The organism is Serratia sp. BNK-12 (assembly GCF_047456085.1).
In the GTDB taxonomy this organism is placed as follows: Bacteria; Pseudomonadota; Gammaproteobacteria; order Enterobacterales; family Enterobacteriaceae; genus Serratia; species Serratia liquefaciens.
On sequence record NZ_CP179896.1, the window covers coordinates 3,680,473 to 3,700,754 of the forward strand.

The following is a 20,282-nucleotide window of genomic DNA, read 5'->3' on the forward strand; positions in this document are numbered from 1 at the left end:
CATGAGCAGCGATCAAATCCCGGTCTCCAGCGCCTTAGCCATTCGTCTCAAAGCGCTGGGGGTGGATATTGAAAAGCTTGGTCAACTGGCCGGCCTCCCCAGCGGGCTGCTCAGCCACGGGCGCGAAAAGGTCAAGCTTTCCACTAGGCAGTTCTTTGATATTTGGCAGGCGCTCCCGCGCCTGACCGATGATACGGCCTTTGGTCTTCGCCTCGGCAGTGACGTCGCACCGGAGCATTACGATATCGCTTCGGTCGCGGCGCTGCATTCGGCGACGCTGGGGGAGGCCTTGCAAAAAGTCGCCCGCTACAAGCGGTTGGTGTGTCCCGAAGAACTGACGCTGACGGAAGATGGCGAGGCCGTGCGGTTGCACACCCGTTGGACCATGGCCGAAGGTCATGCCCCTGAACTGTTGGTGGACGCCATGTTTGCGTCCATCACCACTCTGTGCCGTCGTGGCACCGGCCTGGCAATTCAACCGAGGGCGATTGAACTGACGCGGCACCACGATCCCGCTTCGCCGTTGCTGCGCCATTTTAGCTGTCCGATCCGCTTCGACGCCCCGTTGGACGTGCTGGTGTTTGATCGTGCGCTGATGCAGCAGCCCTTTATCACCTATAACCAGGACATGCTGGCCGTGCTGCTGCCTGGGCTGGAAGCCGAGTTGGCCAAGGTCGAGCAGGACGACAGTTTGCCCGCACGGGTGATGGCGATCCTCACCCGTAGCATGCGCGGACAACGGCCCAGCGTGAACAGCGTGGCTGCCGAGCTGTACCTCAGCCCACGCACCCTGCAGCGTCGTCTGCAACAGCACGGCTACAGCTATCAGCAACTGTTGGATAAAACCCGCCACCGTACGGCCTGTCATCTGCTGTCGGATACCGATCTGGAGCCCGGTGAAATTGCCTTCGTGCTCGGGTTCGAAGAACTGAATTCATTTAGCCGTGCCTTTATGCAATGGGAATCACAAACGCCGAACCGCTGGCGTCATCAACGCATCGCCGGGCGTCAGGAGAACAGGTTATGAAAGTGATAATATTCGGCGCCAGCGGCATGGTCGGGCAAGGCGCACTGCGCGAATGTCTGCTCGATCCGCAGGTGACGGAAGTGCTGAGCATCGGCCGCAGTGAACTGGCGCAAAGCGATGCCAAGCTTCGCCAACTGACGTTGCCCGATCTGAGTGATTTGTCCGCCCTGGAGACTCAGCTCAGCGGCTACGACGCCTGCTTCTTCTGCCTTGGCGTATCTTCCGCCGGCATGAGCGAAGCACGCTACCGTGCCCTGACCTACGATCTGACGCTGGCTGCGGGCCGCCCGCTGGCGCGGTTAAACCCGAACATGGTCTTTATTTATGTCTCCGGCGTCGGCACCGACAGCAGCGAGCAAGGCCGCAGCATGTGGGCACGGGTCAAGGGCGCAACCGAAAATGCCTTGTTGGCGCTGCCGTTCCACGCGGTGATGTTCCGCCCTGGCGTTATCGTGCCGCTGCACGGCATCCGTTCCCGAACCCGGCTTTATGATCTGCTGTACCGGCTTTTTAAACCGCTGTGGTTTGGCGCCCAACGGCTGTTCCCCAATCAGGTCACCACCACCGAACGTATCGGACTGGCAATGTTGGCCGTGGCACGGCGCGAGACAGACTTGCGCATCCTTGAACCGGTGGAGATTAACCGTTTGGCCCTGCCCTCGGCGGGTTGATTCTGCTATGTTAAAGCCGCGCGCGTGGGCCACCTGTGCCACGCTTTCGCCACTGCGACAGAGACAGACCCATGCCGTCAAAAATTTTATTCAGCGCCTGCCTGGCCGGTTTTAAAGTTCGCTATAACGGTTCCGATAAACCGTTGCCCCATCTCACCCTGCTGCGCTGGCAGCGCGAAGGCCGTTTGGTGGTTTGCTGCCCGGAACTGGCCGCCGGCTTTTCCACGCCACGTCCCTCAGCAGAAATCACTCCGACCGCCGAAGGGGCCACGGTGCTCGCGCAACGGGCTCGGGTTATGGAGATCAGCGGCGGTGACGTCACCGACAGTTACCTGCTTGGCGCCCATCTGGCGCTGGAAACCGCGCGGCGCCACGGCTGCCGCTTTGCCCTGCTCACCGACGGCAGCCCGTCCTGCGGCAGCCAATTTATCTACGACGGTTCTTTCAGCGGCCAGACCAAACCCGGCAGCGGCGTCACCGCCGAACTGCTGCGTCAGAATGGCATTGAGGTCTTTTCCGACCGTCAGTTGGAGGCGCTGATCGCCCGGGTGGAGGCCGAGGAACGTCCCTAACGCTGCTGGTGCTCCGCCAGCCGCTGCTGAAGATGGGAGATCCCCTGCGGGTGATGGATAAAGCGGTCGAGTGTCATCATCTGCCAACGCTGCCCTTCATCGCCAAAGCGGATGGCGGCAATCTGCTGCGGGGTGATTTCGCCCAGCATAAACCAGGTCGGTGGATAGCCGGCGAAAATCCCCTCGTAGCGCTGCTGGTGACGAACCTGCCCCGCGGCAATCCGCAGGCCGAACTCTTCCAGGGTTTCCCGCTGCACGCATTGCAGCGGCGTTTCCTCGTTTTCGCGCCCACCACCGGGCAGATCCCAGCAGCCAGGCCAGGGAATGTCGGGCTTGTCGTCTCGCTGATAGGTCAGCACGCTGTTGCCGCACAACAGCGCGATTTTCGCGCCGCCAAAATGCTTATCCGTCATCCCGCCAGGCTCCCGTTTTCGCCATTGAGCTAACATCTTACCTCATCGGAGTGCGCGCTGGTGTATAGTGAAAAACCGTTTTCACCACAGGCGAACAATGACGATGAACTCTCCGTTTCTGGTTACTCCCCAATGGCTTGCACAACATATCAACGATGAAAATCTGGTCGTGGTCGATGTCAGAATGTCTCCGGTCGGCCTGGTACCGAAAAAAGATATGCTTGCCGAATTTGAACGCGGTCATATCCCGGGCGCGGTGTACTTCGATATCGATGACGTCGCGGATAAAAACACCGATCTGCCGCATATGCTGCCCACGGCGGAAGCCTTCAGCGCGGCGGCAGGCAAGTTGGGCATTAGCGATCAACACACCATTGTGTTCTATGACGAGGGCAATCAGTTCTCTGCCCCACGCGGCTGGTGGACCTTCCGTAACTTTGGCGCGCAGCAGGTTTATGTGCTGGACGAAGGCCTCAACGGCTGGACTGCCCTGGGCCAACCGCTGGAAACCGGCGCAACGCAACGCACGCAGCAAACCTTCAACGCCCGCTTCAACGCGGACGCGGTAGTCACTATGCAGCAGGTGGAACAGGCGCTGAACACGCAGGTGCAGATCCTCGACGCACGCGCCGCGCCGCGTTTTTACGCTGAAGCCCCAGAGCCGCGCCCTGGCCTGCACCGTGGCCATATTCCCGGCAGCATCAATATTCCTTACGGCGAACTGCTGGAAAACGGCCGCTTCAAATCGCTGGAAGCCCTCAAGAAAACCTTCAGCGACAAGGGCGTCGATCTCAACGGGCCAATCATCACCAGCTGTGGCTCCGGGGTAACTGCGGCAGTGCTGGCTTTTGGCCTGCTTTCCCTCGATGCAAAACAGGTGAAACTGTATGACGGCGCCTGGACCGAATGGGGTGCGCTGAGCGGCAATCAGCCGATCGAGCAGGACTAGTTTTTGATTCTGTCGGCCACGATTTGCGCCAACCGCTGAATGGCCGCCGTTGGAGTTTCTTGTGAGCGATGCAACACCACGCCAAGCGGGCTTAACGCCGGTAACATGCCGGGCGGCAGAAGGGATATTCCCGACGGCAGCCCGGCATCGGTGCGTACCGTCACTCCCAGCCCGGCGCTGACGGCAGCCCATACGCCATTCAGGCTACGGCTGGTAAAGGCGACACGCCACGCAATCCCGGCGCGATCCAATGCCTGCGTCGCCGCACTGCGCATCAGGCAAGGGGCGTCGAACATCACCAACGGCAGCGGTTCATGCCCACTGCGCCAGAGCGACAGATCAAAATCAGGCGAGGCGATCCAGTGCATTTGCCTTTGCCCCAGCGCCTGGTGAAATGGCGTGCTGATGCCCCCGTCCCACGCCAGCGACAAATCCAGCTCCCCTTTCAATACCCAGTCGATCAGCTCGGCATTGCGGGCGATCCGCGCTTCGATGCGCACACGCGGATGCGCGCGAGTGAAACTGCCCAACACCTGCGGCAAAAAGGTTTCTCCGAAGTCCTCCTGTAACCCCAAGCGTACCCGGCCATGCAAATCCAGCCCGCGCACCGCCGCGGCGGCCTCATCGTTCAGCTCCAGCAGCCGGCGGGCGTAGCCCAGCAATGTCTCGCCGGCCTCGGTCATCACCATGTTGCGCCCGGCCTTGCGCAGAATCGGGGTGCCAACCTGTTGCTCCAGCTTTTTCAGGTGCGCGCTGACTGCCGAGGTTGAGCGCCCCAGCCGCTCCGCCGCTTTGGCGAAACTGCCCAACTCAATACCGGTAACGTAACTGCGCAGATCTTCGAGATCAAAGGTGACACGCCCCATACTGACCGTCCCGTTTTTAAGAACCATTAATCAAAATAATACCGATTTATGGATAAAGATGGCGCGTCAGGCATCGCGGGTCAACCGCTTTCAGCAAGGCGCTCGGGAATACGCTTCCCCCTGCCCGCCGGTGACGACGGGGCGGCCATTCTGGATGAGGTAAAGCCTAACGCCAGGCGAACACGGGCAAAAAAATCGGTTTTCACTCTTTGACCACACAGTGCTACGGGTTGACAGCCTTATTTGATATTGATAATCATTATCATAATAAAGTTTTCAATAACGATTTGCAGGATGCGACTCGTTGAGGTCACCGCTATGCCACAGTCCCTGATCACGCCTTATGTCACCCGTTGCTGTATCGTTGGCGGCGGCCCCGCCGGGCTGATGCTCGGCTATTTGTTGGCTCGGGCTGGCATTAACGTGACGGTGCTGGAAAAACACGCCGATTTTCTGCGTGATTTTCGCGGCGATACCATTCACCCCTCGACGCTGGAAATCATGCACCAGCTTGGCCTGCTGGAAGCATTGCTGGCTCTGCCACACCAGCGTGCGGAAACGCTGCATGCCGAGATCGCCGGGCGTGACATTCGGCTGGCAGACTTCACACGCTTGCCAACCCGCTGCAAATTTATCGCCTTTATGCCGCAATGGGAGTTTCTCAACTTTCTGGCAGAAAAGGCCGCCGCCTTTCCCGAATTCACACTGATCAAGTCCGCGCAGGTGCACCAGCTGTTGTACGATCGCGGCCAGGTCTGCGGCGTGCTGGCGGACACGCCGGAAGGGCCGATCCGCGTTCGCTGCCAGTTGGTGATAGGTACCGACGGACGCAACTCGGTGGTGCGTGAACAGGCTTCTCTCAGCAGCCACAGTTTTGGCTCACCGCGCGACGTGTTGTGGATGAAAATCGATAAACAGGAAGGCGATCCGGCCTGGTCGATGGGCCACACCGGGCCAAAGCAAAACTTCATCATGATCGACCGGGGTGAATACTGGCAGTGTGGCTATTCGATCGACAAAGGCAGCTTCGAGGCGATCCAACAAGACGGGCTGGAGAATTTTTTACTGCAGATTGCCGAGGTGGCACCGTTCCAGGATCATCGCCTGCAAACGATCGTCAGTTGGCAACAGGTGAAGCTGCTCAGCATCCGCATCGATCGTCTGGATCAGTGGGCCAAGCCGGGCGTGCTGTGCATTGGCGATGCCGCGCACGCCATGTCACCCATCGGTGGCGTTGGGGTGAATCTGGCGATTCAGGATGCAGTCGCGACCGCCAACGCGATCATTCCCCCGCTGCGCAGCCAGCGCTTGCAGCTAAAACACCTGCAGCAGGTACAGCGACGCCGCAACTTCCCCACCAAAGCCACTCAGTTCCTGCAAATCAAAATGAGCCAGCGCAGGCCGAAAAAACGCCGTGCCGGCGAGAGCTCCAAACTGATGGCCCGGGTAGGCAACAGCCGTTGGTTGCCACATTTGTTTGGCCGGATTATCGGTCTGGGGTTCAGGCGCGAGACGCCGAAACATTTGGACTGATCGGGCTCAGTCAGGATCAGGAAGAAGAGAGGAAAAGCGCTAAACCGATAATATTGGCGTGCTCAAACCCCCTCCAGAAGCGTCATCCCCATGCTATCGGCCAGTTCGAATAGATGTATTAAAACGCTTTTATCTGTTACTGATACCGTGCTAACAGCAATAGATAACTCGTTTCCATTAAAGCGTCAGGTTCACTGGCTTCGCTTTCAATGTCGACTGCAGCTACCGGAACCTTCACTCCAGCAGACTTTGTCACCCTATCCCACGCAATCTCCAGCATTTGCATCGCCGTATTCGGCTCCACCTCGGGGTCATTGACCATGTCCGTCAGTTTTTTACGCAAAGTGTTATTACCGACGTGACTCTGGCCTTGGGGTTGACGAGCATCGGGATCGATTTCAACTACCAGGAATCGCGCCGAACCTTTACTTGGCTTAAGATGCTGTAGCTGATTGGCAGTGAGCATCTGCATGGCCATGCGATGTCCCTGTCGACGATGGGTGTGTTGTTTCTCGGTCATACTCCCTCCGGTATGCGGATATTGAGTATATTGAGTATGCGCTGGATTGCCTAAATCCTCGCCAACGGCCCTGTTCCTATCCATCAAGAGGTTTACATGTTCAGTATTCGCCAGGCTTTACGCCATGATTTAGCGCTAGTTCGTGACGTCGGTATTCGTACTTATCAGGCCCATTTTGGCGAACTTTGGCACCATAAAGCGGAATTGGATGCTTTTTTGGCTCAGGACTTTGCGGTCGAAGCCCTGGAGCAGACCCTGCAGGATCCGGACGTGTGCTGGCTGTTGGGCTATGAAGACGAGCGTCTGGTGGGCTATGCACGGCTGAACTTCAACAGCCTGCTGGCGCCCACTCAACAGACGGGCGCAGAACTGCAGAAAATCTATTTCCTGCCGGAATATGCCGGCCAGGGTTACGGCCAGCGTTTTTTTGAACAGGTACAGCAGCGGGCACTCGAACGCCAGCAGACAACGCTGTGGCTGGAGGTGCTAAAGCGCAACACCAGCGCCCAGCGTTTTTACCAACGTCAGGGGCTGAGCATTTGCGGCGAGACCTGCTACACCAGCGCCCAAGGTTCCATCGGCATCTGGTATATGTCGAAAGCGCTGTAACTCCAGCGCTCAAGCATGAGATTAACCCGGAAACTCCAGCGTGCCGGTCAGATCCCCCAAGGGTTTCTGGCCACGCGTCGCCATTGCCTTATCGCGATCTGCCAGCCCTTCCAGCGTTGGCAAATCAAACACCCGACTGATGAATCGCAAGATGGATCCGGTATCGTACACTTGGTGATCGACATATCCCTTACGGGCGAACGGTGAGATCACCAACGCTGGAATGCGCGAGCCAGGTCCCCAACGATCCCCCTGCGGCGGTGCAACGTGATCCCACCAGCCGCCGTTTTCATCGAATGTAATGACCACCACGCTGTTATCCCACTGCGGGCCATTACGCAGGCTATTGATAATATGGGCAATATGACGGTCTCCGGCTTCGACATCCGAATAGCCGGCGTGCATATTGAGGTTGCCCTGTGGCTTGTAGAAAGCGACCGGCGGCAAGGTGCCCGCTTCCACCGCCGCCAGGAATTTATTGCCGGCGGTTGAATCGCCAATGCCGCCATCACGCAAATGAGCTTCGCGCGCCTGCGGGTTGGACGGCCCCAGATTTTCAAAGTAATTGAACGGTTGATGATGATACTGAAAATCCGGTGCGCCGGGGAAATCACCCTGATCTTTGCGGTTGTCCAGCGCGTACTGCCAACCACCGGCGTACCAGGCCCAATCGATCCCTTTCTGGCTGAGCAAATCGCCAATGTGCGGGTGTTTCTGTGGCGGCATAACGTTGGGCATGGTGGCATCCGCCAACGTCGGATCTTTCTCATCCTGCGTCCATGACGGCCAGTACGGTGGCGCCATGGTATTGACCGCGTAACCGTCCGGCGTCATCAGGCTTTTGCCGAACAGCGGAATGCCGAATGAAGCGCTGACCGGCGAATCGCTCAGCGGCTTTAAACGCCAGTCCGTCACGTCGTCGCTTTCAAGCTGAGCAATGCCGTCTTTGGCGACAGAGTTTTGCACGTCGGGGTAGAACGGTGGGCGGGCGCAAATCAGATACTGATGATTGAGGAACGAGCCGCCAAACGCCCCCTGGAAGAAGTTATCGCACAGGGTAAATTCCTGCGCCAACGTCCATAGCCGCAGGTTGTATGCGCCGTCGCCGTAATAGCCCATGGTCAGAGCACCGGAATCGGCCCAGGCGACGAATTTGTCATTTTTGCCGCCGTTGATCTGCATCTGGTTCTGATAAAACACGTGCCACAAATCGCGAGTTACCACGCCATGCGGCAGGTTTTCCCCCTGCGGCCCGGTCAGCACAAACGGCTGGTTCGGCAGTTGAGTGGTAAAAACCGCATCTTCGTCGATTTTGTAGTTAACATGCCCGACTTCCTGAGCCTTCGGCACCAGGCCTTTCCAGATCGGCGGCAGCGTATCCAGCAGTTGACCATCGCGATCGCGCTGCTGGTACTCCTCCGGCTTGAGCGCCGACAGCGGTTTTTCTACCCCGGGGAAATTGGCGAACAGGTTGTTGAAGCTGCGGTTTTCGGCGTAAATCACCACCACATTCTTCACATAGCGCCGCAGCAACGAGTTTTGTGCACTTTGCGGCAAAGCGTTTAGCAGCACTTTTTTGTTCCCCTCCGCCGCGGCTCCGGCCAAGGGGGCAATAGAGGCGCCAACGCCCAATGCCGTCGCCCCCGCCAAAAAGCGGCGACGCGCCGGGTTGCTCGGTTGCTGCTGCGCCGACGGCGGCAAATCATTCTGTGGTTTATCGCTCATGCCTGTTCCCTTAAAAAATTTAACCTGTTGATTTATTATCAATTTATTTAAGAGTCATTATGCTATGGCACAATTATGAACGAAATGTGACAGACTGCGGCAGGTTAGCATTTGGCAACACTTTCGCGAACTTCGCCGCAGTTTTATTAAAATGTCGCCCCCTCAGCGCCTATCGCGAGTCCCGTTGCAGCATCAACAACATCAGCGCCAGCGTATTGGGCACCATATACAGTAAGGCACCCAGCTGCACCGCCAGCGGATCCTCCTTGGCCTGCCAGGCCATAAACCAGTCGCCGGCGACCACCATAAAACCGATCCCCCATACTGTAATCGCACATAGCGCACCCAGCATGGCCCAGGCTTTGCCTCTGGCGAACGTCGCATAAGAGTGACCCATATGTTTCACCATCAGCACTATGCCCAAGGTTGCCGCGATCCCGGCCAGAGATTCCAGCAGGGTAATAAACGCCAACCCGACCATTCCGGCCCAGGGCGCGGTGATGGCACGCCACATCAGACCGGGCACCTGATAGGTATTTTGCATAGTTAGCAGGGGCCCCACGGCATGCCGGGCGGTATTGGCAAAATCCGCAGTATTGTTCAGCAGGCTGAAAATCCCCCACAGGGCCGGGAACAGTGACAGGACGATACAAGACAGGCGTGAGATATTGATTTCGTTCATAATTATCCTTAATTATTTTAGGTGTATCCCCGATTATCCAAACGGACCGAGGTTTGCAGTCGGTCAGTTCCTGGAGTATCTTAGCAACTATATTGTAAGAACAAATCTTACAAAAGAGACATAATTGATGGAGGCGCACAATGGGCAGAACGTTAACGGTAGACCTGGGTGAAGAACTGCGTGGGTTTGTCGAAGGCCTGGTCGCCAGCGGCGACTACCGTACCCCAAGCGAGGTCATCCGCGAATCGGTACGTACCCTGCGCGAACGTACAGCTGCATCAAAACTGGAAGAACTGCGCCGCTTGATCGCCGAAGGTGAAAATAGTGGCGATGCCCAAGAGTGGGATCGAGATGTGTTCATGGAAAGAATACGGCGTAAAACAAAAGGATGCGGAGAAAACTAGTCGTCCGCCCAAAAGCGCTGGATGATATGGAAAGTATTTATTTCTATGGCCTGGAGCGGTATGGATTACAAGCCGCCGAAGGCTACCTTAACCATATTCATAAGGCATTTGATAATCTTAGCCATTTTCAGCTTGGCAGAAACGTAGCCTTGATTGCACAAGATCTCTGCGTTCTGCCAGCCACTGGGCATCTCATTTATTTTCGTGAAGATATCCATTGGGTAAGAATCATCAGGCTTTTGCATCACTCCCGGGATCCCACCCACACGCAATTTATTGGGTCATCCCCACGTTTATATCGCCACCAGCCCGCGTACGCCGTCCTGCTCCATCGCGCTGCCTGCCCCACGCTGAATGATGCTGCCACGCGACATCACCAGATAGCTGTCTGCCAATTCGGCGGCAAAATCATAGAACTGCTCTACCAGCAGGATCGCCATATCACCACCTGCCGCCAACTGCTTGATCACAGCGCCGATCTCTTTGATCACCGAAGGTTGGATCCCTTCAGTCGGCTCGTCGAGGATCAACAACTGCGGCCGACAGGCCAGCGCACGCCCAATCGCCAACTGCTGTTGCTGCCCGCCAGAGAGATCGCCACCGCGCCGATCTTTCATCTGCAACAGGACAGGGAATAACTCATAAATATGCTCCGGCACCTTACGTGCCTCGGTGCCGGAAAAACGCGCCAGTCCCATCAGCAAGTTTTCCTCTACCGTCAGGCGCGGGAAAATCTCTCGCCCCTGCGGCACATAGGCGATCCCCGCTTGTACACGCTGGTGCGGTTTTTTGCCGTTAAGGGCCGTTCCCTGCCAACTGAGGGTGCCGCTTTTAACCGGGATCAGCCCCATCAGGCATTTCAGCAGCGTGGTTTTCCCCACGCCGTTGCGCCCCAGCAGGCAAGTCACCTCACCGATGCGGGCCTCAAACGACAGGCCGCGTAATATATGGCTGCCGCCGTAGTATTGATTCAGCTCATTAACCTGCAACATAGTGGTTCCTCAGCGCCCCAAATAGACTTCAATCACCTGCTCGTTGGCCTGCACCTGCGCCAAAGAGCCCTCCGCCAGCACCTGGCCCTGATGCAGTACGGTGACATGATCGGCGATGGTTTCGACAAAGCCCATGTCGTGCTCTACCACCATCAGCGAATGCTTGCCCGCCAATGCGCGGAACAGCTCGGCGGTGTACTCGGTTTCCGCATCCGTCATTCCGGCTGCCGGTTCGTCGAGCAGCAACAGGTGCGGCTCCTGCACCAACAGCATGCCAATCTCAAGAAATTGCTTCTGCCCGTGGGACAGCAGTCCGGCGGGCCGATGTCGCTCATGGCCCAGCCGCAAGGTTTTCAGCATTTCATCGATACGGTCGCGCTGTTCGCCGCTCAGCCTGGCGCGCAGGCAGGCCCACACCGATTTCTTCGCCTTCTGGGCAATCTCAAGATTTTCGAACACCGTCAGTGCCTCAAACACCGTAGGCTTTTGGAACTTGCGGCCAATGCCGGCCTGGGCAATCTGCATCGGATCCAACGCGGTCAGATCGACCGTTTGATCGTAAAACACTCTGCCGCTGTCCGGCCGGGTTTTGCCGGTGATCACATCCATCAAGGTGGTTTTCCCTGCCCCGTTTGGCCCGATCACACAGCGCAATTCCCCTACGCCAATCTGCAACGACAAATCGCTCAGTGCGCGAAAACCGTCGAAGCTGACGTTGATCTTGTCGAGCAACAGCACCGGATCGGTTTGCTGGCGATGTTTATCTGCCGGCAACGGTTGGGTAAACAACTCGTCGGTCATTTGCAGCGAATTCATTGTGATTTCCCTCTGCGTAGCAGGCCGATAACCCCTTTGGGCAAGAACAGCGTGACGATGATAAACATCAGGCCAAGGAAGAACTGCCAGTATTCCGGGATCGCCATGGTGAACCAACTTTTGGCACCGTTGACGATACCGGCACCGAGCAGCGGCCCCACCAAGGTGCCGCGTCCGCCGAGTGCCACCCAGATAGCGGCCTCGATCGAGTTGGTCGGCGACATTTCACCCGGGTTGATAATGCCCACCTGCGGCACATATAACGCCCCGGCCAGGCCGCACAGCACCGCCGACAGCGTCCAGACGAACAGCTTGAAACCTTTTGGATCGTAGCCGCAAAACGTCAGGCGATTCTCCGCATCGCGCACCGCGGTTAATACCCGGCCAAACTTGCTGCGCGCCAGGGCAAAGCCGATCGCCAAACTGGCCGCCAGCAACAACACCGTTGCCAGAAACAGCGCCACCCGCGTGCCGGTCGCGGTGATCGGAAAACCCAGCAGCGTGGTGAAGCCGGTAAAGCCGTTGTTACCGCCGAACCCGGTTTCGTTGCGGAAGAACAGCAGCATGCCGGCATAGGTCAATGCCTGCGTCATGATGGAAAAATAGACGCCTTTGATTTTTGAACGGAAGGCGAAGTAGCCGAAGACAAAAGCCAGCACGCCCGGCACCAGCACAATCAGGCACAATGCCCAGGCGAAATACTGGGTGCCGCTCCAAAACCAGGGCAGTTCGCTCCAGGACAGGAACGCCATAAAGCTCGGCAGGCCCTCTCCCGCCGCCTGGCGCATCAGGTACATGCCCATGGCATAGCCACCCAGAGCGAAAAACAGCCCATGACCCAGGGACAACAACCCGGCATAGCCCCACACCAGATCAAGCGCCACCGCCACCACGGCATAGCACAGAATTTTGCCTACCAGCGTCAAGGTATAGGTGGAGATCGCCAGCGGGTGATCCGCCGGTAACAGCGCGAGAAACGGCATGATTAACAGCGTCAGCAACGCCAGCCCGCCGATGCCGAGCGCCAGCCGGGGGGCCTTTTGCACCCCGGTTACAGTCAAAGGTTGGCTCATCAGTCATTCACCCTGCCCTTGAGGGCAAATAGCCCCTGAGGACGCTTTTGAATAAACAGGACAATCAGCGCCAGGATCAGGATTTTACCCAGCACGGCGCCAATCTGTGGTTCGAGAATTTTGTTGAGGATACCGAGGCCAAAAGCCGCCACCACCGTCCCGGCCAACTGGCCCACGCCGCCAAGCACCACCACCAGGAAGGAGTCGATGATATAACCCTGCCCCAGCTCGGGCCCGACGTTGCCCAACTGCGACAAGGCTACGCCGCCCAACCCGGCAATGCCGGACCCTAACCCGAACGCCAGCATATCGACACGGCCGGTGGGCACACCGCAACACGCGGCCATGGCGCGGTTTTGCGTCACGGCTCGCACGTTCATGCCCAGTCGGGTTTTATTCAGCAACAGCCAGGTGAGGATCAGGACCAGCGCCACAAACACGATGACGGCAATGCGGTTCCACGGCAGCACCAGATTCGGCAGGAGCTGAATACCGCCCGACAGCCAGGCCGGGTTTGCGACCTCCACGTTTTGCGCACCGAACAGCACCCGTACCCCTTGGATCAGCACCAGGCTAATGCCCCAGGTGGCCAACAGCGTTTCCAGCGGTCGGCCGTAAAGGTGGCGGATCACCGTGCGCTCCAGCGCCATGCCGATGCAGGCCGTGATGGCGAACGCCACCGGCAGCGCCACCAGCGGATACAGCGCCAGCCACTGCGGCGCAAACTGCTGAAACAGCCCCTGTACCAGATAAGCCGAATAGGCGCCGAGCATCAGCATTTCGCCGTGCGCCATGTTGATCACCCCCAGCAGGCCATAGGTGATTGCCAAACCGAGCGCCGCCAACAGCAGGATCGAACCCAGCGACAGACCGGTAAATGCCTGGCCGATCAGGTCACCGATCATCAGCCGATGTTTCACGCTGCTCAGGCTTTTCATCGCTTCGGCACGTACCGCGGCGTCCGGCTCATGGCCTGTCTCCGTCAACGCCTGCAGGCGCGTTTGCGTTTCAGGATCGCCCGAGCTGCCAAGCAAGCGCACCGCGTTGAGGCGTACCCCGGCATCGGCATCGTTAAGTTGCAGATTCGCCAGCGCGATGCTCAATGCCTCATGCACCCGGCTGTCTTGTTCCAGCGCCAAACGCTGGGTCAGCAGCGGCAACTGATCGCTTTGCGCCTCGCGCTGCAGGGCCTGCGCCGCCTGTAAACGCACCGCCGGGTCCTCGCTGACCAGCCGATGCGCCGACAGTGCGTTGGCAATCAGGATGCGCAGCCGGTTGTTCAACCACAGCTTCTTCGGTGTGCCGACCGGGGCAGCGCTGCCAGACAAGGGCTGGTAATTTTCGCCCTGCTGGACAAAGGCATGTTTGGCGTCGTCGATCACCACACTTTCTTGTTTCAGCGCTTGCAGCAGCGGCAGTCGCGAAGCATCCGGCGCGGTGGCCCATGCCTGTAATAATTTGGCTTGCTGCGTGCGATTGGCCGTAGCAAATTCATCGGCCGGCCCCGCCTGCGCGAACATCGGCAGGCAGCACAGCAGAAAACACAGAGGCCTGAGTTGGCTTAAAGAGAAAAGTTTCATCGGGTGTCTCGTCGCAATGGGGCGTCGTAGCCTGCCCCCGCCGCAGCGGGGGAACCGGGTTTTACTGACCGCCTTTTACCGGGTGATCCGGCTTTTTGTCGTTGCCGGCAATGTACGGGCTCCACGGCTGAGCGCGAACAGGCGCATCGGTCTGCCACACCACGTTGAACTGGCCGTTGCCTTCAATCTCACCGATCATCACCGGCTTATGCAGATGGTGATTGGTGGCGTCCATGGTCAGGGTAAAGCCCGATGGCGCAGCGAAGGTCTGTCCGGCCATGGCGGCGCGCACCTTATCAACGTCGGTAGTTCCGGCCTTCTCAACCGCCTGCGCCCACATATGGATACCGACATAGGTCGCTTCCATCGGGTCGTTGGTCACGGCGGTGGCGTAGTTCGGCAAGTTATGGGCCTTGGCGTAGGCTCGCCATTCGCTGACAAACTGCTTGTTGGTCGGGTTATCCACCGACTCGAAGTAGTTCCAGGCCGCCAGGTTACCCACCAGCGGTTTGGTGTCGATACCGCGCAGCTCTTCTTCACCGACCGAGAAGGCAATCACCGGCACATCGGTAGCCTTGATCCCCTGGTTGGCCAGCTCTTTGTAGAAGGGGACGTTGGAGTCACCGTTGATGGTGGAGATCACCGCCGTTTTGCCCCCGGCGGAGAATTTTTTAATGTTGGCGACAATGGTCTGATAGTCGCTGTAACCGAACGGCGTATAGACCTCTTCAATGTCTTTATCCTGGATCCCTTTCGAATGCAGGAAGGCGCGCAGTATCTTGTTGGTGGTGCGCGGATACACGTAGTCGGTTCCCAACAGGAAGAAGCGTTTGGCCGCTCCGCCGTCTTCACTCAGCAGATACTCCACCGCCGGGATTGCCTGCTGGTTAGGCGCGGCACCGGTGTAGAACACGTTCGGCGACATCTCTTCCCCTTCGTACTGCACCGGGTAAAACAGCAGGCCGTTGAGCTCTTCAAACACCGGCAGCACTGACTTGCGCGACACCGAAGTCCAGCAGCCAAACACCGCCGCCACCTTGTCCTGACTCAACAACTGACGCGCCTTCTCGGCGAACAGCGGCCAGTTGGAGGCCGGATCCACCACCACCGGCTCAAGCTTTTTACCCAACACGCCACCTTTGGCGTTGATATCGTCGATGGTCATCAGCGCCACGTCTTTCAGCGGCGTTTCAGAAATCGCCATGGTGCCGGACAGCGAGCTCAGGATACCGACCTTGATGGTGTCGGCGGCCTGTACGCCCCAGGCCATCCCCATGCCGATCACGGTGGCGGACAACGCAAAAGCTTTTATAAAGTGACGACGTTGCATAATTCAAACTCCTGATGTTGATGTTAGAAAACCCACCTTGTTAAGAAGAATTAACCCTAGGAATTTCGAGTTGCAGCCAACAACGCTGCAGCTCGAAAGACGCCGGGTTATGGCTGACGAAGCCGGGCCTGATGCAGCATATGCAGAGTTATTTTTCTTACTTCAGCCTTGCTGACGGCAATATGGTGACTGAGCCGCGTTTGCGCCTCCTCGGTTCGGTGTTGCAAGATCGCCAGCAAAATGGCGGCGTGTTCGTTGTAGGTCGCCTCCACCCGGCTTTCCTGGGTGAAATCGAGCCGACGTATGATGCGAATTTTCTCGGTCAAATCGCGGTGAATACGCGCCATTTCGCCATTCCCCGCCGCCTCGACCAGCGCCATATGAAACTGCTCGTCGTACACTGAGACGGTTTTTCCCTCCTCCAGCCGCGGTTCATCGATCCAAAAACGGGTAAGCGCCGCCAACTGCCCCGGCACCTCGCCCATTGGCCGAGCGCACAGCCGTTTTACCGCTTCGCACTCCAACACGATGCGCAGGTCATACAGTTCTTCGAAGTAGGCAAAATCGAACGGGCGCACCTGCCAGCCGCTGCGAAAATGCACCTCTACGTAGCCCTCGCGCTCCAGCCAGAACAACGCCTGACGCACTGGCGTACGGCTGACGTCCATACGCACGGCAATTTCGTTTTCGCTGAAGCGATCACCCGGCAGCAGGTGAAAATCAAAAATGTCGTCCTTGAGCTGCAGATAGATACGTTCCGCCAGCCCCTCCGGCCGAGCCTTGCTGCGGTTATTGGTGATTTGCATCGCATGCCTCTCCGTGGGCGCGGCATAGCGCGCCCCGACGTGAATGATTGAGCGTTAGCTGGCGTGTTCCAGCCACAGCAGCGCATCGCCCGGCCCCACCGGTCGCCCCTGCTGGCAACTGATGCGCTTGATGATCCCGGCGCGCGGCGCGGTGACCGCCAGCTCCATTTTCATCGCCTCGACCACGATCAGCGGCTGACCGGCTTCTACCCTCTGCCCCGGCTCAACCAGGATCTTCCACACGCTGCCATTCAGGTCGGCGCTGACCAGATCGCCATCCACCTCTTCCTCATCAGTCTGCGGTGGCAACAATTGGGCCTCGGCCTCCCCCTCTTCCGCCTGCCAGCGCGTCACTTCGTGGCTGAATGCTTGTTGCTGGCGCTGCTGGAAGGCGCTGATGTCTTCCGCGTTTTCCGCCAGAAAACGGCGGTAATCGGCAAAATCGAATTCGCTGTCCTCAATGCGGATCTGCGCGCGCCCTTCGCGGAATGCCTCGCGCTGCTCATCCAGCTCCTGCTCGCTCACCGGGTAGAAACGCACCTGATCGAAGAAATGCAGCAGCCAGGGCTCGCCGGGGTTGAACTGCGGGTTTTTGAGAAATTTGTTCCAAATCGGCAAGGTACGTCCGACCAACTGATAGCCGCCCGGCGAATCCATGCCATAGATGCACATGTACATGCCGCCGATGCCAACCGTGCCTTCGGCGGTATGGGTGCGCGCCGGGTTGTATTTGGAACTGAGCAAACGGTGCCGCGGGTCGATCGGCACCGCGCAGGGTGCGCCCAGGTAGACGTCGCCCAGCCCGAGGATCAGGTAGCTGGCGTCGAAGATGATGTCGCGCACCTGCTCGCGGCTGCCGAGCCCGTTGATGCGCTGGATAAAATCGACGTTGTTCGGCAACCAGGGGGCCGACGAACGCACCGTCTGCTGGTAACGTTCCACCGCGCCCAGCGTGGCAGAATCTTCAAACGCCATCGGCAGATAAACCGTTCGCGTCGGCACTTTCAGCTGGCTGACATCACCCAACGCCTGTTCGCGCGCCAACAAGCGCTGGAGTAAATCGGCCTGACCGATAATGCGGCTGTCATAACGGATCTGCAGCGATCGCACACCGGGTGCCAGCTCCTCCACGCCCAGGATCACGTCCTGCTTGAGCGATTGCATCAGCAAATGGATGCGCAGCCGCAGCGCCAGATCGAGCACGTTGTCGCCGTACTCCAGCAAAATGTAACCATCCCCGGCCTGGCGATAGACCACTGCCGGCCGACTGTCGGTGGCCGGTAACGCCGCCACTATGGCGGCGGAGGCAGTCGTGCCCGGCATCAGATCCGGCGGTGCCAGGGTGATGGCCTTCACCGCCGCCAGGGCTTCGATACTGCCGAGCTGCGCCTGCTCCAGCGACTGCGCCTGCTTGAAACCGATAGGATGAAAACGGATGCGATCCCCTGGTTTCACCTGACCGACCTTCCACAGCTCCGCCCTGGCGATGGTCACCGGGCAAACAAAGCCGCCCAGGCTCGGTCCGTCGCGGGTAAGGATCACCGGGAAATCGCCGGTGAAGTTAATCGAACCGATGGCGTACTCGCAGTCGTGCACGTTGGACGGATGCAGCCCCGCCTCGCCGCCGTCCTGTCGCGCCCATTCCGGTTTAGGCCCGGACAGGCGTACACCCAACCGGTTGGAGTTGTAATGCACCTGCCATTCGGCGGCAAAGAAACATTCGATGGATGACGGGGTAAAGAAGTCGGGTGCGCCGTGCGGACCATACAGCACGCCGATATTCCACAGATTGCCGTACTGCGGGATCAGGCTTTCGTCCATTGCCTGCGGGGCCGCAATCGGCGCCGGAGTCGTGGCGGCAGCCAAACCCGGTTGCGATACCGCCAGCATGTCCGCCACGCGCAGGGTACGGCCGGCGTGGCCGCCAAACTGCCCCAGCGCAAAGGTCGAACGGCTGCCCAGATACACCGGCACGTCAAAACCATTGCGTACCGCCAGATAGGTACGGCATCCCCGCTGTGCTCGCCCCAAACGCAGTACCTGACCGGCACGCACCGCTATCGGCTGCCAGTAGGCCACGGCCTCACCGTCCAGATCGGCGGGACAATCCGCGCCGGTCAGGGCAATGATGGCGTCGCAGTGAAAGCGCAGGATCGGCCCCTGCAGGGTAAACTCCAGCCCGGCGGCGCTGGGGTGGTTGCCGACAATGCGGTTGGCCAGCCGGAAAGCGAAGTCGTCCATCGGCCCCGACGGCGGCACGCCGATATCCCAATAGCCAACACGGCCGGGATAATCCTGCACGCTGCTGTAGGTGCCCGGCTGCAGCACTTCAATGCTATTGGGTTGGAACCGGAAGCTGTCCAGCATGCGTGTCCAGACGCTGCCGTTCTGGTATGCCTCGGTCGCAATCACCTGTCGCAGGTAGTCCAGGTTAGTGGCAATCCCGTGCAGTCGGGTTGCATCCAGCGCGACACGCATTTTCTCCAGCGCCTGGCGGCGGTCTTCGCCATGAACGATCAGCTTGGCGATCATCGGGTCATAAAAGGCCGACACTTCGCTGCCGGTGGCCACCCAACCGTCGACGCGCACGTCGTCCGGAAAGTGCACTTCAGTCAGCACGCCGGGGCTGGGTTGGAAATGCTTCAGCGGATCTTCGGCATAGATGCGCACTTCAATCGATGCCCCCTGCGGCGCTCGTTGCAACGCCGCCCAGTCCAGCGCATCGCCCGCCGCCACCTGCAACATGCATTCGATCAGATCCAACCCGGTGACACATTCAGTCACCGGATGCTCCACTTGCAGGCGAGTATTCACTTCCAGAAAATAAAACTCGTCACGCGCAGCGTCGTAGATAAATTCCACGGTGCCGGCGCTGCGGTAGTTGACCGACGTCCCCAGCGCCACTGCGGCTTGATGCAGCGCCTGACGCGTGGCGGCGGGCAGATTCGGTGCCGGGGTTTCCTCCACCACTTTCTGGTTGCGGCGTTGCAATGAGCAGTCGCGCTCACCCAGCGCCACCACCCAGCCCTGACCGTCACCAAATATTTGCACTTCCACGTGCCGGGCCTGATCGACAAAGCGCTCAATAAAGGCCCCAGAGTCGCGGAAGAACTGCTCGCCCAGGCGTTTTACGCTGTCATAAGCCTCACGCAGCGCGGCTTCATCGTCGCAGCGCGTCAGGCCAATGCCACCGCCACCGGCGGTACTTTTCAGCATCACCGGATAACCAATGCGGCCGGCGGCGCTGACCGCCTCCTCAACGCTGTTCAGCAGGCCCGTACCCGGCGTCATCGGCACCTGCGCCACCGCCGCCAGCTCGCGAGCACGGTGTTTCAGGCCAAACTCGCGGATTTGCGCCGCCGTCGGACCGATAAAAGCGATGCCCGCCGTTTCACAGGCGTCGGCAAACTCGGCGCTCTCGGAAAGGAAGCCATAGCCCGGATAAATCGCCTGCGCGCCGGTTTGCACCGCGGCCGCCAGGATCTTGTCGATGCACAGATAGCTGTCAGCGGCCTTGTCGCCACCGAGCGGTATCGCCAGATTAGCCTCGGTTACGTGCGGGGCGTTGCGATCGGCATCGGAATAGACCGCTACGCTGGTGATGCCCAAACGTTTCAGAGTGCGGATCGCCCGGCAGGCAATTTCGCCGCGGTTGGCAATTAATACGCTAGTAAACATAATGAAACCCTTATAAGACCAGATTCGCTATACCCA

The 20,282-nt window shown here is 58.8% G+C and carries 19 protein-coding genes and 1 pseudogene; 8 read left to right on the forward strand and 12 right to left on the reverse strand.

Annotated elements, in window-relative coordinates:
• The first annotated feature begins 1 nt into the window (after position 1).
• From ACMGG1_RS17110 to ACMGG1_RS17120, 3 genes are all read left to right on the forward strand, one after another.
• Positions 2–1,027: an AraC family transcriptional regulator gene (locus ACMGG1_RS17110; RefSeq protein WP_046374163.1), complete on the forward strand. Its 1,026-nt coding sequence runs from the start codon at positions 2–4 to the stop codon at positions 1,025–1,027.
• Positions 1,024–1,698: an epimerase gene (locus tag ACMGG1_RS17115; RefSeq protein WP_020825858.1), complete on the forward strand. Its 675-nt coding sequence runs from the start codon at positions 1,024–1,026 to the stop codon at positions 1,696–1,698. The genes ACMGG1_RS17110 and ACMGG1_RS17115 overlap by 4 nt, the downstream gene beginning before the upstream one ends.
• A gap of 71 nt (positions 1,699–1,769) precedes the next feature.
• On the forward strand, positions 1,770–2,270 hold the full coding sequence (locus ACMGG1_RS17120) for a DUF523 domain-containing protein (RefSeq protein WP_414160885.1): 501 nt from the start codon (positions 1,770–1,772) through the stop codon (positions 2,268–2,270).
• On the opposite strand, the gene ACMGG1_RS17125 is transcribed toward ACMGG1_RS17120, so the two are convergent.
• Entirely contained in the window at positions 2,267–2,683 is a 417-nt protein-coding gene (locus ACMGG1_RS17125) for an NUDIX hydrolase (RefSeq protein WP_400825192.1), read from the reverse strand. The genes ACMGG1_RS17120 and ACMGG1_RS17125 overlap by 4 nt on opposite strands.
• A 103-nt stretch (positions 2,684–2,786) precedes the next feature.
• On the opposite strand from ACMGG1_RS17125, the gene sseA reads away from it, so the two are divergent.
• The gene (gene sseA / locus ACMGG1_RS17130; protein ID WP_046374167.1) at positions 2,787–3,632 is read left to right on the forward strand and encodes a 3-mercaptopyruvate sulfurtransferase; all 846 of its coding nucleotides are present in this window, start codon (positions 2,787–2,789) and stop codon (positions 3,630–3,632) included.
• Here sseA and ACMGG1_RS17135 read toward each other — a convergent pair.
• Positions 3,629–4,498 (reverse strand): LysR substrate-binding domain-containing protein, encoded by an 870-nt coding sequence (locus ACMGG1_RS17135; RefSeq protein ID WP_130015974.1) that lies wholly within the window; start codon positions 4,496–4,498, stop codon positions 3,629–3,631. The two genes, sseA and ACMGG1_RS17135, sit on opposite strands and share 4 nt — an antisense overlap.
• 318 nt (positions 4,499–4,816) lie before the next feature.
• Between ACMGG1_RS17135 and ACMGG1_RS17140 the strand changes: the two genes are divergently transcribed.
• Positions 4,817–6,031: an FAD-dependent oxidoreductase gene (locus tag ACMGG1_RS17140; RefSeq protein ID WP_020825853.1), complete on the forward strand. Its 1,215-nt coding sequence runs from the start codon at positions 4,817–4,819 to the stop codon at positions 6,029–6,031.
• Positions 6,032–6,167: 136 nt separating this feature from the next.
• Here ACMGG1_RS17140 and ACMGG1_RS17145 read toward each other — a convergent pair whose 3' ends face one another.
• Positions 6,168–6,551 carry a hypothetical protein gene (locus ACMGG1_RS17145; RefSeq protein WP_414160886.1) on the reverse strand — a complete coding sequence of 128 codons (384 nt, stop codon included), beginning with the start codon at positions 6,549–6,551 and terminating at the stop codon, positions 6,168–6,170.
• 96 nt (positions 6,552–6,647) lie between these two features.
• On the opposite strand from ACMGG1_RS17145, the gene ACMGG1_RS17150 reads away from it, so the two are divergent.
• Complete coding sequence (locus ACMGG1_RS17150) at positions 6,648–7,160, forward strand: GNAT family N-acetyltransferase (RefSeq protein ID WP_198640175.1); 513 nt, start codon at positions 6,648–6,650, stop codon at positions 7,158–7,160.
• A gap of 21 nt (positions 7,161–7,181) precedes the next feature.
• Here ACMGG1_RS17150 and acpA read toward each other — a convergent pair whose 3' ends face one another.
• Both acpA and ACMGG1_RS17160 read right to left on the reverse strand, forming a co-directional pair.
• Positions 7,182–8,885 carry an acid phosphatase gene (gene acpA, locus ACMGG1_RS17155; RefSeq protein ID WP_414160887.1) on the reverse strand — a complete coding sequence of 568 codons (1,704 nt, stop codon included), beginning with the start codon at positions 8,883–8,885 and terminating at the stop codon, positions 7,182–7,184.
• Positions 8,886–9,054: 169 nt separating this feature from the next.
• Positions 9,055–9,567 (reverse strand): DUF2165 family protein, encoded by a 513-nt coding sequence (locus ACMGG1_RS17160; RefSeq protein ID WP_130015971.1) that lies wholly within the window; start codon positions 9,565–9,567, stop codon positions 9,055–9,057.
• A 140-nt stretch (positions 9,568–9,707) separates the two neighbouring features.
• Here ACMGG1_RS17160 and ACMGG1_RS17165 point away from each other — a divergent pair, with 140 nt between their 5' ends.
• Positions 9,708–9,971 (forward strand): type II toxin-antitoxin system ParD family antitoxin, encoded by a 264-nt coding sequence (locus ACMGG1_RS17165; protein ID WP_129940125.1) that lies wholly within the window; start codon positions 9,708–9,710, stop codon positions 9,969–9,971.
• A pseudogene (locus ACMGG1_RS17170) lies at positions 9,956–10,219 on the forward strand (type II toxin-antitoxin system RelE/ParE family toxin); the annotation flags it as partial. The gene ACMGG1_RS17165 and the pseudogene ACMGG1_RS17170, both read left to right, overlap by 16 nt.
• 45 nt (positions 10,220–10,264) lie before the next feature.
• On the opposite strand, the gene urtE reads toward ACMGG1_RS17170, so the two are convergent.
• The 7 genes from urtE to uca form a co-directional block, all read right to left on the reverse strand.
• Positions 10,265–10,963 (reverse strand): urea ABC transporter ATP-binding subunit UrtE, encoded by a 699-nt coding sequence (gene urtE / locus ACMGG1_RS17175; protein WP_020825846.1) that lies wholly within the window; start codon positions 10,961–10,963, stop codon positions 10,265–10,267.
• A gap of 9 nt (positions 10,964–10,972) precedes the next feature.
• Positions 10,973–11,779 (reverse strand): urea ABC transporter ATP-binding protein UrtD, encoded by an 807-nt coding sequence (urtD, locus tag ACMGG1_RS17180; RefSeq protein ID WP_020825845.1) that lies wholly within the window; start codon positions 11,777–11,779, stop codon positions 10,973–10,975.
• A complete protein-coding gene (urtC, locus tag ACMGG1_RS17185; RefSeq protein WP_122077754.1) occupies positions 11,776–12,852 on the reverse strand; it encodes an urea ABC transporter permease subunit UrtC in 1,077 nt (358 codons plus the stop codon). The genes urtD and urtC overlap by 4 nt, the downstream gene beginning before the upstream one ends.
• On the reverse strand, positions 12,852–14,432 hold the full coding sequence (gene urtB, locus ACMGG1_RS17190) for an urea ABC transporter permease subunit UrtB (protein WP_048761414.1): 1,581 nt from the start codon (positions 14,430–14,432) through the stop codon (positions 12,852–12,854). The genes urtC and urtB overlap by 1 nt, the downstream gene beginning before the upstream one ends.
• 61 nt (positions 14,433–14,493) lie before the next feature.
• The gene (urtA, locus tag ACMGG1_RS17195) at positions 14,494–15,762 is read right to left on the reverse strand and encodes an urea ABC transporter substrate-binding protein (protein WP_020825842.1); all 1,269 of its coding nucleotides are present in this window, start codon (positions 15,760–15,762) and stop codon (positions 14,494–14,496) included.
• 107 nt (positions 15,763–15,869) lie between these two features.
• A complete protein-coding gene (locus tag ACMGG1_RS17200; protein ID WP_414160888.1) occupies positions 15,870–16,568 on the reverse strand; it encodes a GntR family transcriptional regulator in 699 nt (232 codons plus the stop codon).
• A gap of 54 nt (positions 16,569–16,622) precedes the next feature.
• Positions 16,623–20,246, reverse strand: a complete 3,624-nt coding sequence (gene uca, locus ACMGG1_RS17205; protein ID WP_414160889.1) for an urea carboxylase — start codon at positions 20,244–20,246, stop codon at positions 16,623–16,625.
• Positions 20,247–20,282 lie beyond the last annotated feature (36 nt).

Excerpts from the sequence above, each read along its gene's own strand:
- acpA (WP_414160887.1), bottom strand. The coding sequence starts at position 8,885 with ATGAGCGATAAACCACAGAATGATTTGCCGCCGTCGGCGCAGCAGCAA.
- ACMGG1_RS17115 (WP_020825858.1), top strand. The coding sequence starts at position 1,024 with ATGAAAGTGATAATATTCGGCGCCAGCGGCATGGTCGGGCAAGGCGCA.
- ACMGG1_RS17140 (WP_020825853.1), top strand. The coding sequence starts at position 4,817 with ATGCCACAGTCCCTGATCACGCCTTATGTCACCCGTTGCTGTATCGTT.
- sseA (WP_046374167.1), top strand. The coding sequence starts at position 2,787 with ATGAACTCTCCGTTTCTGGTTACTCCCCAATGGCTTGCACAACATATC.
- ACMGG1_RS17110 (WP_046374163.1), top strand. The coding sequence starts at position 2 with ATGAGCAGCGATCAAATCCCGGTCTCCAGCGCCTTAGCCATTCGTCTC.
- ACMGG1_RS17150 (WP_198640175.1), top strand. The coding sequence starts at position 6,648 with ATGTTCAGTATTCGCCAGGCTTTACGCCATGATTTAGCGCTAGTTCGT.
- ACMGG1_RS17200 (WP_414160888.1), bottom strand. The coding sequence starts at position 16,568 with ATGCAAATCACCAATAACCGCAGCAAGGCTCGGCCGGAGGGGCTGGCG.
- ACMGG1_RS17160 (WP_130015971.1), bottom strand. The coding sequence starts at position 9,567 with ATGAACGAAATCAATATCTCACGCCTGTCTTGTATCGTCCTGTCACTG.
- ACMGG1_RS17135 (WP_130015974.1), bottom strand. The coding sequence starts at position 4,498 with ATGGGGCGTGTCACCTTTGATCTCGAAGATCTGCGCAGTTACGTTACC.
- urtE (WP_020825846.1), bottom strand. The coding sequence starts at position 10,963 with ATGTTGCAGGTTAATGAGCTGAATCAATACTACGGCGGCAGCCATATA.
- urtC (WP_122077754.1), bottom strand. The coding sequence starts at position 12,852 with ATGAGCCAACCTTTGACTGTAACCGGGGTGCAAAAGGCCCCCCGGCTG.
- ACMGG1_RS17120 (WP_414160885.1), top strand. The coding sequence starts at position 1,770 with ATGCCGTCAAAAATTTTATTCAGCGCCTGCCTGGCCGGTTTTAAAGTT.
- urtA (WP_020825842.1), bottom strand. The coding sequence starts at position 15,762 with ATGCAACGTCGTCACTTTATAAAAGCTTTTGCGTTGTCCGCCACCGTG.
- ACMGG1_RS17165 (WP_129940125.1), top strand. The coding sequence starts at position 9,708 with ATGGGCAGAACGTTAACGGTAGACCTGGGTGAAGAACTGCGTGGGTTT.
- uca (WP_414160889.1), bottom strand. The coding sequence starts at position 20,246 with ATGTTTACTAGCGTATTAATTGCCAACCGCGGCGAAATTGCCTGCCGG.
- ACMGG1_RS17145 (WP_414160886.1), bottom strand. The coding sequence starts at position 6,551 with ATGACCGAGAAACAACACACCCATCGTCGACAGGGACATCGCATGGCC.
- urtD (WP_020825845.1), bottom strand. The coding sequence starts at position 11,779 with ATGAATTCGCTGCAAATGACCGACGAGTTGTTTACCCAACCGTTGCCG.
- ACMGG1_RS17125 (WP_400825192.1), bottom strand. The coding sequence starts at position 2,683 with ATGACGGATAAGCATTTTGGCGGCGCGAAAATCGCGCTGTTGTGCGGC.
- urtB (WP_048761414.1), bottom strand. The coding sequence starts at position 14,432 with ATGAAACTTTTCTCTTTAAGCCAACTCAGGCCTCTGTGTTTTCTGCTG.